The sequence below is a fragment of the Methanothermococcus sp. genome (assembly GCF_015523155.1).
Lineage (GTDB): Archaea > AGJL01 > Methanococci > Methanococcales > Methanococcaceae > Methanofervidicoccus.
On record NZ_WAKW01000019.1, the window covers coordinates 1 to 13,344 of the forward strand.

The window sequence follows — 13,344 nt, forward strand, 5'->3', positions numbered from 1 at the left end:
AAAAAAGAATATAAAAAAAGAGGAATATATAGTTTCTTCGGAGCTTTAAAACAGATTCAGAGATAAATTATACTTCCTTAACTAACTTCTATTACTCGAATTTATCTGGGTGTATATATTTATTAATATTTGGTATTGTATGTAATTCCTATCTTAGACACACTCTGTTAAGATAATTTTAAATATAATTAATAATTATACACATTATGTTCAATGTTTTAAGTATTAATTAAAATTTCACTTAAAAAAATTATTAATAAGGTGAAAAATTATGCAATTAATAAAAATTTTAACAATTTTGGGTTTTTTAATAATTTTAACATCCAATTTTGCATTTGACACTGGTAATACTGCCACTATTACAGGAAATAACAAGATAGCCATACTAGTGAGCGACAATCCTGCTGATAATATGACTGTAAATAATATAGCCTCCAATATAAATAACAGCATAATAATACACACCAAATGGGGAGAATACAATCAAACTGTGGTTTCAAAGATAGTTGCAGAAAATCCTGATATGGTGTTAATTGTTGGAGGTTCAATGGCAGTTTCTGATAAATATGAAGAAGCTTTGGATAATTTAAATATGTCATTTAAGAGAATATATGGAAAAGATAGGTATGAGACCAATGAAAAGGTTTTTAACTGGATTAATAATCATTTTAAACATGCATTAAATCATAAAAAAGTTATTGTAGTTCATGGATATTTGGGAAATACCCATATAAATATTGACAATAATTCAATAGTTGTTCTGTCAAATGGTAGTGATTTGTCAGTTAACAGCAGTGAATTAAAAGAACATAATATAACCGATGTTATAATTGTGAGTGGAGGCGTATTTATAAATAATAACTCATTGGTTGTAAAAAGATTGGAAAATCATGGATTTCATGTTAAAATCCATGCTATTAAAAATGATGTTCTGAAACATATCGTGGAGAAAAAATATGTTAGATTAAAAATAAAAACTGAATTAATGGGTATGAATGAAAGTGATGATTTAAATAGAATAAAAATCTTAATAAATAATGGAGAATATGCTAAAGCCTATAAATTGGAGATAGAGCTTGACGAAAAAATTAAAATAATGAAAATAAATGGATTGGGCATGTATATTAAAAACAGTCAGCACATTAATCATAAAGTTTCTTCTTCACATGGTTCAACTAATGCTTCATTTCATAATTCAGTCAGTGTAAATTCCAATATAAATGAATCTCATCAAACAAGTATAAAAGTTAAAGTTAAAGCCAAGGCAAAGATTTCTGAATAAAGTTTTTATAACTTTTTTTATAAATTATTTTTAAATTTTTTTATTTTTTATAATTTTTATAAGTTTTCTAATAATTTTTATAGTTATAATCTATATACTATTAATTTAAGTTTATTTAGTTTCAAAATAAAGAAAATAAGTGATAAAAATGTTTGACACAAAGAAAATTTTAAAGATGGCTAACAAAGATTTTGAAAAGGCGTGGAGAGAAACAAAGGAGCTCATACCGAATAAGCATATCGACAAAAAATACCCTAGAATAAAACCAGAGTTTGGAAAATCCCACCCTGTAATCGATACAATAGAACAGTTAAGGCAGGCATATTTAAGAATGGGATTTGAGGAGTATATAAACCCTGTAATAGTGGATGAGAGGGATGTTTATAAACAGTTTGGACCTGAGGCAATGGCAGTGTTGGATAGGTGTTTCTATTTGGCAGGACTTCCAAGACCTGATGTGGGCTTAGGAAATGAAAAAATTGAAAAAATTGAAAAACTTGGAATAAAAATAAAAGACAGCGAGGAAAAAATTGAGAATTTAAGAAAAATTCTTCACCAGTATAAAAAAGGAACCCTTGATGGTGATGATTTAGTATTTGAAATAGGGAATGCACTAAATACATCCAATGAGATGGGGTTAAAAATATTAGAAAAAGTATTCCCTGAATTTAAGGGGCTCGCCCCAGAATCATTAACTCTCACCCTAAGAAGCCACATGACATCTGGATGGTTTATCACATTATCGGAGCTCATAAATAAAAAGCCATTACCATTCAAATTATTTTCAATAGATAGATGTTTTAGAAGAGAGCAGAAGGAAGATAAAAGTCATTTAATGACATACCACTCTGCATCCTGTGTAATAGTAGGTGAAGATGTCACCATTGATGATGGAAAGGTTGTTGCAGAAGGGCTTTTATCTCAGTTTGGATTTACAAAATTCCAATTTAGACCCGATGAGAAAAAAAGTAAATACTACACACCAGAAACTCAGACGGAAGTTTATGCCTATCATCCAAAATTAAAGGAATGGTTGGAAGTTGCAACATTTGGGGTATATTCCCCTATTGCACTGAGCAAATATGGTATTGATGTTCCAGTGATGAATTTGGGGCTTGGTGTTGAAAGACTTGCCATGATAACCCATAATTATGACGATGTAAGAAAAATGGTTTATCCGCAGTTCTACGAGAATATTTTAAGCGATAGGGATATTGCCCACATGGTTAAAGTTGATAAAGTCCCTATTACCGATGAATTGTATAATTTAACATACGATATAATAGATGCCTGTATAAAAAATAAGGATAAAGAATCGCCATGTGAAGTTAAAGTTGAAAAGAAAATAAAATTCTACAACACAGAAAAAACCATAAAAATAACACTCTTTGAAAAAGAGGAAGGTAAAAAACTACTGGGACCATCAATATTAAATGAAATCTATGTATTTGATGGAAATATACTTGGAATTCCAGAATCATTTGAAGGTGTTAAAGAGGAATATGTAAAACTTCTCAAAGATGCGAAAGACCATGGAGTTTCAACATGTATAAGATATATTGACTCATTATGCTTCAAAATAACCTCAAAAATAGAGGAGGCACTTATCTCAAATACTAATGAGTTGAAAATAAGAATTCCAATTGTGAGAAGTTTAAGCGATGTAAATTTAAAAATAGATGAATTGGCTTTAAAGCAGATAATGGGAAATAATAGGGTCATAGATATAAGAGGTCCTGTATTTTTAAATGTTAAAGTTGAAATAAAATAATTTATTTTTTTTATTTATATTTTTTGTTTTTTATTATTTTTATTCACTTCTAAGTGCTTTTATTGGGTCTAATGTAGCGGCTTTATATGCTGGATAAAGTGCAGAGATTAAAGAGGTTCCAACTCCAAACAATATTCCAATTAATACATAAATCAAACAATACCATGCTAATGAAGATTTTAATAAAAATACCACAATCAGGTATCCAATAACTACACTCATCAGAGCTCCGATTAAACTTCCAATAATTCCAATTATAAGTGCTTCGTAAATGAACAGGATCATTATATCTCTTTTAGATGCGCCAATACTTTTCATAACTCCAATTTCTTTTGTTCTTTCAATTGTGCTCATTAACATTACATTGCCAATGCCTATTCCTGCAACTAATAATGATATACTACCTATTCCAATTAAAAACATGGATAATTTATCCATAGCATCATTTATAGATTTAAGTAGGGTATCCATTGATAATATTATTACTTTCTTTTCTTTTTTGTTCATGATATTTTCAGTTTCGTTTTTAATATTGTTTATATCATCTTTATTTTTAACATAAAGCACAACCATTGAATAGTTATCCCCGTAAAACCTTTTATATGTCTTTTGAGATAAAATTATGGAATTTTGAGAGATTATAAAAAATGAACTGTTGTATGTTCCCCTTATTCTAAATGAAACATTTTTTATAAGTATCATATCGTTTTTATTAACGTCATTAAGATTTGAGAAAACACTGTCTATATAAATGGTTGTATCTGAAAGTTTATTATCCACCCCTAAATTTAAATATTTTATATCTTCCTTTTTTATACCATAAATAGAAGCATAGGTTTTTTTATTTTTTCCTTTAATATATACAATATCGCTTTTTGTGCATATTGGAATTACTTTGCAGTTTAATTTCCTTAATTTATCAACATCTCTTTTTGTAAAGTGTAAATAACCTTCCCCAGTATTTGGAAATACTACAACAAAATTGGCAACTCCTTCAAAATTTTTAGATATTCCCTCTTTTAATCCTCCCCCCAATATGCCCAATGAGGATATAGCCATAACTCCAATGATTATTCCCAACAGTGCTAAAATACTTCTTAATGTGTGCCTCTTTAAATTCCTCTTAGCCATCTCAAAATACATATTATTCCTCATTTTTACCAATAATCTTAAAAGTCCGAATTAATAAAAGAAAAAATACCAAATATACAAGATACTCCACTGAACACACATGATGATAATGTATTGTAAATAATGTAAAAAATATTAACCCTAATGTTCCTGCTATAAATGAATTTAATAATACAATTTTCCAGCATTCTTTTAAAATACAATCTGTATTTAAATCTTTTTTAAAATTAAGATATATTGAAGCAGGAATAGACAGTAAGGCACCAATTACATAAATAAATATTTTAAATCCATTAAAATGGTCATAATCTCTGGGATAACCAAAATAATCAGGAGTAATAAACACATTAGCCATCCAATACAATGGATAAGATATTAAAAACCATATTATTATGGAAATTGCAATTGTTTTTAGTTTTGATAAAAATGACATACTTTTATTTTGTAAATCATGTATTTTAAAAAACAAGCCCATTACTAAAACATACCCTATAACACCATCGGATAGATAAAACAAATCTATTGGTATATCTACATTCGTATATATTTTTAAAATATACATACCTATTTTCAAAATCATAAGCAATAATGTTATTTTTAATAAATACTTAATTGGTATATTATTTTTTGATAAACCCCCTTCTTTTATTTTTCTATTCTTAATCATAGGATTATTAATACCGTAATAAGATACTAAAAGCACAGCAAGTATTAAACCAAAAAACATGGCAAAATAGTTAATATCTACAAATAGATAGTTGTAATATTCATGGCTTTTAATGAATAATAACGAAAATAATATTTGGTTTCCAACAACACTAAACAAAAGCCAAACCATAGCAGATATAATAACTATTTTTTTAACATCAAATGACATACTATCCTTAACATTAATCATAATCCCACCAATGCTATTTTTTGTTATTTCTTTTTTTTTTACCATATTTCCATTTTTAATTTTTCATTTATTTTCCGTTTTATAGCTTATATCTACTCCTCAACTATTTTCCCATCCCTAATGTTTATTATCCTATCGGCAACTTTTCCAACATTAATATCATGAGTAACTACAACAACAGTTTTTCCAGATTTGTTTAATTTTTTTAGGAGCTCCATAACTTTACCACCAGTTTTTGAATCCAACGCCCCCGTTGGTTCATCGCACAATAGAATAGGTGGATTATTTGCCAAAGCCCGTGCTATTGCCACTCTCTGTTGCTGTCCCCCGCTTAATTGGTTTGGTTTGTGGTTTGCAAATTTTTCATCCAATTCAGCCATTTTTAAACATTCTAATGCTCTTTTTCGTTTATCCTCCGAGCTCATATAACTTCGGTATTTAAATATTAAGGGTAGCTCTACATTTTCCAATGCACTTAATAGGGGAATTAGATTAAACTGTTGAAATACAAATCCAATTTTCATTCTTCTAATTTCCGTTAATTGATTATCGTTTAAATCGTTGGTTTTTACATTATCGATATATACTTCCCCCTTATCTGGTTTATCCAAGCATCCAATGATGTTTAATAGTGTAGATTTTCCGCTTCCACTTGGTCCCATAATTGAAACAAATTCTCCCTCATCTATTTTTAAACTTACATTATTTAGTGCGTATATTATTTCTTCCCCCATTATGTAGGATTTTATAACATTTTTTAGTGTAATCATGGTTCCCCTTTTTTATTCCTTTTTCCTTGCAAATCCTCTATACATTAAATAAATTACCCCAATACAAAATAAAAGACCTATCCCAACTACAAAGTAATTAATCCCTTCTCCTTTTCCTTTATAATTGTTATTTAACACTAACTGACCATTATCAATTTCTATTTCCTTGTTTATTGTTATTAAATTATTATCTTCATCCCTATATGTTATTACAATTGGAATTTCGCTTACATTTCCATTTATTACACAGTGCAATTCAAAACTTCCATAATCATCGGCATTTATTGTCCCCACAAAGTAATTTTCATAGGGTCTTTTTGGGATAATATTTTTTGTTCTTTTAATGCTAACCAATACACTTTTTGCCTTGGTTGTTCCGATATTGGATAAATCCCCAGTAATTGTTTTTTCAGTAATGCCCTCTATATTTACCCCAGTTAAAACCAATTGCACTTTTCCAATAACATTTATAGAAATATTTTTATTTATCTCGTTTCCATCAAAGATTATTTTTACTGGAATTTCTTTAACCCCCATATCATTTACTTTTATTTTAAATGAGACATTTTTGGTTTCCCCATGTTTTATAAATAGATTTTTTTGATTATTACCTAAATAATAATTTCCAATTGTAATGATAAAATTGGAATCTTTATAGTTGTTTTTTATTGATAATGTGAAGTTGTTTATCTCTCCCACTGGATAGGTATAATTAATTACATTTAAATCAATAACATTATCTGGAATTACTTTAAATACTAAGTTTCCTGTCTCTTCAACAATTTTTTGATTTTTATAATTATATGTGATTGTATTGGAATCCCCCTGCTCTGTTTTTGTTTTATCGGTTAGTTGTAAATTATCATAAGGATTGCTGTATGTTAATTTATAGGGCAGTTTTACAACACCGTCCCCACTTGCATAAATTTTAATCTCCATTAGTCTTGTTTCACCAGGTTTTATGTAGTTGATATAGCCATCTGATAAAGCATATATCTGGTTGTCATCGTTGTTAAATTGCATCTTTATGTTTCTTGCTATCCCTGTTCCTTCATTTGTTATTTTTAAATAGATGGTATTTACACCTTCTTTTATTGTCGGTGGATTTTCGATTGTGAGTATTGGTTTTCCCCTAACTGGAATAGTAAATATCCTATTTTCTGAATATTGTTTATTATCCTCTGTGTAGTTGCAGTATGCCACAATTTTATAATCCTTTGATGGTGCATCATCTTTAATTTTTATTATAAAATGCCCCACTCCTTTTTCAGATGGAAATAATTGTCCTTCACTGTCTTTTCCTTTGATTATTTGTATATAATCCTTACTTTCTCCATAAGGATAAATACCTATTATGGTGTTGTTTATCTCTTTTTCTGGTGTAATTACAACCCACAAATCATAGGTTTTTGACGGCTCTAAATATTGATTTTTATAGTCAATGCTTGTAAATTCCACCGCATTTAATGTATTTAAAATTAAAAATAAAGAGAAAATGGATAAAAAAATAAAAAAAGATTTTTTCATTATTTCACCTTATAAGAATTTAGCCACACTGTATAGCTGGTATGCTCCAAATAACACTGTTGGAATTAATGCAACTATAAATGCTTTCTTTAACTCCAAATTCCTTGCATACTTTATACCATAAGTCCATAAACCCAAGTTCCACAAACTAACTGCAATACCTACTAAAAGGTTTGTATATACCATGGTTTTTGGAAATATTGATGACATAATCTGTTTTACAATTATCGGATTTTGAAGGTTTGCCATTGTTAATGTTGGAATATGAGCATTTGAAAGAAAATAATATCCGATTGGTATAGTTATACATAGACCTATTAAGTTTGCTATAAATCCATAGCCCGTAAACTCAAATGTTCTTTTAAATGAACCTACTCCACTAAATGCCATTGAAATTAGATGCATTACCCCAGCTACCAATAACCATGCTATAAACCCCCCTACTAAGGCAGATACTGCGGCAATTATCATAGATATAGTCATCATACTCTGCATATCTGCTGGAAATATTTTAAACATTATTGATGTTGTATAGTAGGTATATATTGACATAAACACCGAAAATATAAGGACTATAAGGAATGGTGTTTTAAGAGATACCTCCCTATATGATAGGTTTTTGAAGAAGTTGTCCGGATTTAGGATGAGCTCCTTGATGTTCATTATCTCCCCTCTTTATTTTTTTAATAATTAATATTGGTATATAGCTATCTAATTATATTTAAATGTTATGTTAATATGATTATGTTAATAAATAATTTGCTATCACCTGAATGAAATGAAGGTGAGCTATAAAACTCGAAGAGTTTTATTCAATTTTAGGAGTAATATAAACCTCTACGAAAGCAGCCATAACTATTAATATTATTGAAATTAATGCTAATTTTAGGAATTCTTTTATATCTTCTTCTGTTATTGGTTTTTCTTTCTTATCTAAGAGATAAAGAGTTATTTCATAAGGAATTTTAAAGCCAACTGCCCCTGCAATAATAAACCCTAAAAATTCAAAAATTGCATGAGGTATAACATAAGCAACAATATCGATTAGTTTTACATTTGAAAGTAATATTGGAATTGATAATCCATTAAAGAATAATATATAAAATGTTGATAATCCAAATGTTAACGAGCCTAATAAAAGCATTAAATATACTTTTAAGTTATTTTTTAATATTAAGATAAATTCTTCCAAATTTGATATTTTCTGATGTTTTAGAAGATTATTATTTTCTAAATTTGAATTGGTTGGTTGTTGATTGATATATATTCCACATAATACGCCTATTATTATACATGATAGAGACATAAATATACAAAATTTGTTTTTAATTGTTCTCATATTGTGCCTCAACAAAAATTACTATTTGATACTACTCCTACATATAAAATACATATAAAATAATTGCTACAACCGTTAATAAACTAGTAATAAAAATTATCCCTAAATTTTTTTTAAATTGAATCCTACTTGGAGTTTCTTCATTTGAACTATTTTCTCCAACCTTAGATAAAGTATTACATAACATCATAATCATTAAATTCATCATTAAAATCAGTGCGGATATACCCAGTATTCCATTTGCTCCAATTGGGTCACTTTCAGAAATCATCCAACTAAGAATCCCCAATGCTATACACATCATTATAGTTATGCTCGAAAACATAAATATGCGACTTATAATAAAATGAAATGGCATGTTAATCCATTTTTTTTGTATATAATAAAATACGCATAACACGATACTAACAGCAATAAATGTTATTATTACTGTTGTATTAGGGTAATTCATTAAATCCATTATATCACCATTATACAAAATAAAAAAATAAAAAACTATTAAAATGGGTGATTATTTCATTAAAACATACGCACTTACCGTACTTGATACGCCAGCAGCAAATACTACTGCACCAATGCCTGATGCAATAGAAGGGATAGCAAATATCGATATTACTGACCCTGCAAAAGCCATATCTTGTAATTTTCCCATAAGTCTGTCATACTCGTTTTTGGTTATTTTTCCCTCATCATACAATTTTTGAGTATATGCTCCAATTTTTCCATCTGATAACTTGCTAATTTCAGACACTGCAGCAGGTGTAGCAAACACAGCTCCCACCATGCAAAGCATAGCCACAGCAGCGAAACCTTTAAGTAAGTTTAACTTCATAGTTTGTTCGCCTCCATTATGGTGGTCATGTGTTCATTCGGTTGGCTCCGAACATTCCCTCAAATGTTCATCATCGCCAACCTTTTATTTTTCATTTTTCCTTAATGTTTTTAAAGAGTGTTTTAATATTTTCTTTATTATCCCTATAATTTTTCATTTTTTTCATATTATTAATAAATGAAAACTACTATATATATAACGATTTGAATTGAATAGTAAAGTATTTATACGGCAATAGATTTCCTAATTCCTTATTTATTTAATAGATAATTAGCGATTTTAGGAGTAATATAAACCTCTACGAAAGCTGCTATAATTATTAATACTATTGAAATTAGTGCCAATTTTAAGAATTCTTTTATATCTTCTTCTGTTATTGGTTTTTCTTTCTTATCTCTTAGATACTGAATAACTTCATACGGTATTTTAAAACCTGCTACTGCCGATATAAGCATTGCTGGAATTTCAAATATTCCATGAGGCAGCATAGTTATCAAGACAAATTTTAAATTTGCACCAATAAAAAATAACCCCTTAATTTCAAAACCTATCATAAAGCCATTATAAAGTGTATTAACAAAAGTAGATAATCCAAATATGATACTACCAGATAAATTTGTTAATATAACTTTTAAGTTGTTTGTTAATATCCCCAAAAAAGTGTTGGGAAATATGGTGTTTATGTCAATGTTTAAGGTATTATCGAAAGTTGGCATTTTTATACTAAACCCCAAAATAAAGGATACCAAAAACAAAAGAACAGGTATGATATGGTATAGTTTTAGTTTTTTAATTAACATTAGGCTTCACCAATTTACCAATAATATTTAATAAAAAACTCCCAATAAAATACCAAATAAAAACCATAGTAACTAATGCAAGACATACAATTAAATCGTCTGGATACTTTAAATGATATTTTAAACCAATAATATAGTGAAATATAATCGAAACAAACATTGAAGATATAAACCATACTCCCATATAAGCCAATAATTTTTTATTATTTTTATGGTATGTAAATAAATCCATCTTTAAAATCTTAAATGTTAAGTATCCAATTAAAAACCCAATACTTGAAGAATATAGGATGACTCTTAATATTTCAACAGTATTGACTAAATAAATAAGAACTAAAATATCAATACTAATTATAATACTACATATCGCCGTAGATAAGAGAAATGATATTTTTAACTCATTAATCTGACTTTCTGTCAATTTCTTCATATTATCTCCATTTATCATATGATGCGGAATAGAATATATCAATAATCTCTGACACACCATATAACTTATTAAAAAATAATATATTTGATGTAGGCTATGGTACATCCTAACCTCCAAGTTGTCCATATACAGATAACCTCGTCATATATTGACCTACATCATAATACATTAAAAATAATTTATACAATAGCTGCCGCCGTTCCTGCCACTACTGCACACGGCAAACCTATTAATCCGACTCCGAGACATAAGTATGATGCATATGCCATTGAGCCCCCAAGAAGCAGACCATAAGATGCATCACCAGCAATGCATGCTGTGCCAATTATCCCGTTAATACCTCCTTCATTTATGGCTTGACAATCTGAATATACCAAATATGCACTCCCTACCAATTTTATTGTTTGAATTTGTCCCGTAAATACCGCTCCTATCATACAAACCATAGCCACAGCAGCGAAACCTTTAAGTAAGTTTAACTTCATAGTTTGTTCGCCTCCATTATGGTGGTTAAGTGTTCATTCGGTTGGCTCCGAACATTCCCTCAAATGTTCATCATCACCAACCTTTTTTCATTTTTCCTTAATGTTTTTAAAGAGTGTTTTAATATTTTCTTTATTATCCCTATAATTTTTCATTTTTTTTCATGTTATTAATAAATGAAAACACCTATATATATAACGATTTGAATTGAATAGTAAAGTATTTAAAATAAGTTTAACGGTTTTAAACCTATGTTAATAAATAATTTGCTATTTTAGGAGTAATATAAACCTCTACGAAAGCTGCTATAACTATTAGAACGATTGAAATTAGAGCTAATTTTAGGAATTCTTTTATATCTTCTTCTGTTATTGGTTTTTCTTTCTTATCCCTTAGATACTGAATAACTTCATACGGTATTTTAAAACCTGCTACTGCCGATATAAGCATTGCTGGAATTTCAAATATTCCATGTGGAAGGATAAAACCAGCAATAAGTTTTAAAGGTTCATTAGTTTGAAAAGTAGAACCAATTAAAACACCAACATTAAAACCATTAAATATTAAGTTTATAAAGGTGGATAAACCGAATGTTATAGAACCTGCCAACATTAGAAAAATAACTTTTAAATTGTTTGTTAATATAAAAGGAAAATTAAATTGTATTTTAGGTTTAAAGTTAGGTAAATCACCATTGTTGATTTTTGATAAGTTATTTATCGATACAATTCCTATAATAAAACCAATTATGAAAATAACTAATGTTAAAACTATTGGTATTTTCATGTTTTCACTAAAATTTTTAATAATGGACAATAATTGCCTGATTTCCATTATTTTCAATATTTTTAATAATCTCATTTAACTTATTTAATTTATATAATACCTTTTTCCGCATAAATTTTTCTAAAGGTTTAAATATAATAGATGATAGCCTATCAGCCCACTCACTTTTCTTAAATACAAATCTTAGTATCATATCCACTGGGATAAATAAAACAGCAAATACTCCACAAATCATTAATAAGATATATTCTATATACTTCCATTTTCCCAAACATTTTGATAGTTCTTCATCTTCAACATAATAGTATATAAAATCAATTCCATTTTCTTTTAAAATTTTTTCAATTTTATTAACTCTGTCATATACTAAGGAGCTCACCATTGGGTCATTAATTTTTTGGTATGCCCCTAGTTCTGTTAAAATTACTTTTTCATTTTTTGATTCTTCAATTATTTTATATATTTTATTATAAAACTCTTCTAAATCCATATATTTTACCATTATAACACCTAAGGTTATTATAATAAAAAATTAATAAAAATAAATGTTAAAATGAAGAATATTTTAAGCAATAGTTCCCACTTTAACAGCCAAAACCTGCCATATTCCAGGAACTGTTGGAATCATCATTCCCACTTTTACGATATCTGAACCATATGTAGTATATCTAACATTTTTTGAATATGCCCCATAATACATTAAAGCAGCTCCTACATTTGCATCCTTTATAATACCATCCCCTAAAGCCACAGGTGTAGCAAACACAGCTCCTACCACACATAGCATAGCCACAGCAGCGAAACTTTTAAGTAAGTTTTTTGACATATTCATATTTTGCACCTCTTATGGTGTGAATTGAGATAAGCATTAGGCTCAGAACCTATAAAGGTTCATCACAGCCAAATGGTTGGCTCCGAACATCTGGCACATGTTCATCATCGCCAACCTTTTTTCATTTTTCCTAAATACTTTTAAAGAGTGTTTTAATATTTTCTTTATTACCCTCATAATTTTTCATTTTTTTCATGTTATTAATAAATGAAAACACCTATATATATATATATATCGATTTGAATTGAATAGTAAAGTATTTAAAATAAGTTTAACTGTTTTAAACCTATGTTAATAAATAATTAGAAAAATAACTTTTAAATTGTTTAATAGGATTGTATTAAAGTTGAATTTTATATTTAACTTATGATTTATTTCTTCTCCTTTGTAGTTTTTTGAAAAGTCGTTTATGAATGTAATGCCTGAGATGAAACCTATTGAGAAGATTAAGATTGTTAATATT

At 28.2% G+C, this 13,344-nt stretch carries 16 protein-coding genes; 2 read left to right on the top strand and 14 right to left on the bottom strand.

What is annotated here, in order from left to right; all coding sequences use genetic code 11:
* Window positions 1-271: 271 nt before the first annotated feature.
* Entirely contained in the window at window positions 272-1,282 is a 1,011-nt protein-coding gene (locus tag F7B34_RS02555) for a hypothetical protein (protein ID WP_292460133.1), read from the top strand.
* A 148-nt stretch (window positions 1,283-1,430) separates the two neighbouring features.
* Window positions 1,431-3,053 carry an O-phosphoserine--tRNA ligase gene (sepS, locus tag F7B34_RS02560; protein ID WP_292460135.1) on the top strand — a complete coding sequence of 541 codons (1,623 nt, stop codon included), beginning with the start codon at window positions 1,431-1,433 and terminating at the stop codon, window positions 3,051-3,053.
* 39 nt (window positions 3,054-3,092) lie between these two features.
* Here sepS and F7B34_RS02565 read toward each other — a convergent pair whose 3' ends face one another.
* The 14 genes from F7B34_RS02565 to F7B34_RS02630 form a co-directional block, all read right to left on the bottom strand.
* Complete coding sequence (locus F7B34_RS02565; protein ID WP_292460136.1) at window positions 3,093-4,196, bottom strand: ABC transporter permease; 1,104 nt, start codon at window positions 4,194-4,196, stop codon at window positions 3,093-3,095.
* 1 nt (window position 4,197) lies between these two features.
* Window positions 4,198-5,082: a hypothetical protein gene (locus F7B34_RS02570; RefSeq protein ID WP_292460138.1), complete on the bottom strand. Its 885-nt coding sequence runs from the start codon at window positions 5,080-5,082 to the stop codon at window positions 4,198-4,200.
* A gap of 92 nt (window positions 5,083-5,174) precedes the next feature.
* Window positions 5,175-5,852: an ABC transporter ATP-binding protein gene (locus tag F7B34_RS02575; RefSeq protein ID WP_292460140.1), complete on the bottom strand. Its 678-nt coding sequence runs from the start codon at window positions 5,850-5,852 to the stop codon at window positions 5,175-5,177.
* A 12-nt stretch (window positions 5,853-5,864) separates the two neighbouring features.
* The gene (locus F7B34_RS02580; RefSeq protein ID WP_292460142.1) at window positions 5,865-7,379 is read right to left on the bottom strand and encodes a hypothetical protein; all 1,515 of its coding nucleotides are present in this window, start codon (window positions 7,377-7,379) and stop codon (window positions 5,865-5,867) included.
* Between the two features lie 9 nt (window positions 7,380-7,388).
* On the bottom strand, window positions 7,389-8,042 hold the full coding sequence (locus F7B34_RS02585) for a YIP1 family protein (protein WP_292460143.1): 654 nt from the start codon (window positions 8,040-8,042) through the stop codon (window positions 7,389-7,391).
* A 145-nt stretch (window positions 8,043-8,187) separates the two neighbouring features.
* The gene (locus tag F7B34_RS02590) at window positions 8,188-8,718 is read right to left on the bottom strand and encodes a stage II sporulation protein M (protein WP_292460145.1); all 531 of its coding nucleotides are present in this window, start codon (window positions 8,716-8,718) and stop codon (window positions 8,188-8,190) included.
* A 37-nt stretch (window positions 8,719-8,755) separates the two neighbouring features.
* Complete coding sequence (locus F7B34_RS02595) at window positions 8,756-9,178, bottom strand: hypothetical protein (RefSeq protein ID WP_011973243.1); 423 nt, start codon at window positions 9,176-9,178, stop codon at window positions 8,756-8,758.
* Between the two features lie 51 nt (window positions 9,179-9,229).
* Complete coding sequence (locus F7B34_RS02600) at window positions 9,230-9,511, bottom strand: hypothetical protein (protein WP_292460149.1); 282 nt, start codon at window positions 9,509-9,511, stop codon at window positions 9,230-9,232.
* Between the two features lie 290 nt (window positions 9,512-9,801).
* Complete coding sequence (locus F7B34_RS02605) at window positions 9,802-10,350, bottom strand: stage II sporulation protein M (protein WP_292460150.1); 549 nt, start codon at window positions 10,348-10,350, stop codon at window positions 9,802-9,804.
* Window positions 10,340-10,780 (bottom strand): hypothetical protein, encoded by a 441-nt coding sequence (locus F7B34_RS02610; protein WP_292460151.1) that lies wholly within the window; start codon window positions 10,778-10,780, stop codon window positions 10,340-10,342. The genes F7B34_RS02605 and F7B34_RS02610 overlap by 11 nt, the downstream gene beginning before the upstream one ends.
* A gap of 179 nt (window positions 10,781-10,959) precedes the next feature.
* The gene (locus F7B34_RS02615) at window positions 10,960-11,265 is read right to left on the bottom strand and encodes a hypothetical protein (protein WP_292460152.1); all 306 of its coding nucleotides are present in this window, start codon (window positions 11,263-11,265) and stop codon (window positions 10,960-10,962) included.
* 247 nt (window positions 11,266-11,512) lie between these two features.
* Window positions 11,513-12,049, bottom strand: a complete 537-nt coding sequence (locus tag F7B34_RS02620) for a stage II sporulation protein M (protein ID WP_292460153.1) — start codon at window positions 12,047-12,049, stop codon at window positions 11,513-11,515.
* 16 nt (window positions 12,050-12,065) lie between these two features.
* Window positions 12,066-12,551: a hypothetical protein gene (locus F7B34_RS02625; protein ID WP_292460154.1), complete on the bottom strand. Its 486-nt coding sequence runs from the start codon at window positions 12,549-12,551 to the stop codon at window positions 12,066-12,068.
* 63 nt (window positions 12,552-12,614) lie between these two features.
* Window positions 12,615-12,881 carry a hypothetical protein gene (locus tag F7B34_RS02630; RefSeq protein ID WP_292460155.1) on the bottom strand — a complete coding sequence of 89 codons (267 nt, stop codon included), beginning with the start codon at window positions 12,879-12,881 and terminating at the stop codon, window positions 12,615-12,617.
* Window positions 12,882-13,344: the final 463 nt, after the last annotated feature.

Bases quoted from the DNA above. Each gene is read 5' to 3' on its own strand.
- F7B34_RS02555 (WP_292460133.1), top strand. From the start codon at position 272: ATGCAATTAATAAAAATTTTAACAATTTTGGGTTTTTTAATAATTTTA.
- sepS (WP_292460135.1), top strand. From the start codon at position 1,431: ATGTTTGACACAAAGAAAATTTTAAAGATGGCTAACAAAGATTTTGAA.
- F7B34_RS02565 (WP_292460136.1), bottom strand. From the start codon at position 4,196: ATGTATTTTGAGATGGCTAAGAGGAATTTAAAGAGGCACACATTAAGA.
- F7B34_RS02570 (WP_292460138.1), bottom strand. From the start codon at position 5,082: ATGATTAATGTTAAGGATAGTATGTCATTTGATGTTAAAAAAATAGTT.
- F7B34_RS02575 (WP_292460140.1), bottom strand. From the start codon at position 5,852: ATGATTACACTAAAAAATGTTATAAAATCCTACATAATGGGGGAAGAA.
- F7B34_RS02580 (WP_292460142.1), bottom strand. From the start codon at position 7,379: ATGAAAAAATCTTTTTTTATTTTTTTATCCATTTTCTCTTTATTTTTA.
- F7B34_RS02585 (WP_292460143.1), bottom strand. From the start codon at position 8,042: ATGAACATCAAGGAGCTCATCCTAAATCCGGACAACTTCTTCAAAAAC.
- F7B34_RS02590 (WP_292460145.1), bottom strand. From the start codon at position 8,718: ATGAGAACAATTAAAAACAAATTTTGTATATTTATGTCTCTATCATGT.
- F7B34_RS02595 (WP_011973243.1), bottom strand. From the start codon at position 9,178: ATGGATTTAATGAATTACCCTAATACAACAGTAATAATAACATTTATT.
- F7B34_RS02600 (WP_292460149.1), bottom strand. From the start codon at position 9,511: ATGCTTTGCATGGTGGGAGCTGTGTTTGCTACACCTGCTGCAGTGTCT.
- F7B34_RS02605 (WP_292460150.1), bottom strand. From the start codon at position 10,350: ATGTTAATTAAAAAACTAAAACTATACCATATCATACCTGTTCTTTTG.
- F7B34_RS02610 (WP_292460151.1), bottom strand. From the start codon at position 10,780: ATGAAGAAATTGACAGAAAGTCAGATTAATGAGTTAAAAATATCATTT.
- F7B34_RS02615 (WP_292460152.1), bottom strand. From the start codon at position 11,265: ATGAAGTTAAACTTACTTAAAGGTTTCGCTGCTGTGGCTATGGTTTGT.
- F7B34_RS02620 (WP_292460153.1), bottom strand. From the start codon at position 12,049: ATGAAAATACCAATAGTTTTAACATTAGTTATTTTCATAATTGGTTTT.
- F7B34_RS02625 (WP_292460154.1), bottom strand. From the start codon at position 12,551: ATGGTAAAATATATGGATTTAGAAGAGTTTTATAATAAAATATATAAA.
- F7B34_RS02630 (WP_292460155.1), bottom strand. From the start codon at position 12,881: ATGAATATGTCAAAAAACTTACTTAAAAGTTTCGCTGCTGTGGCTATG.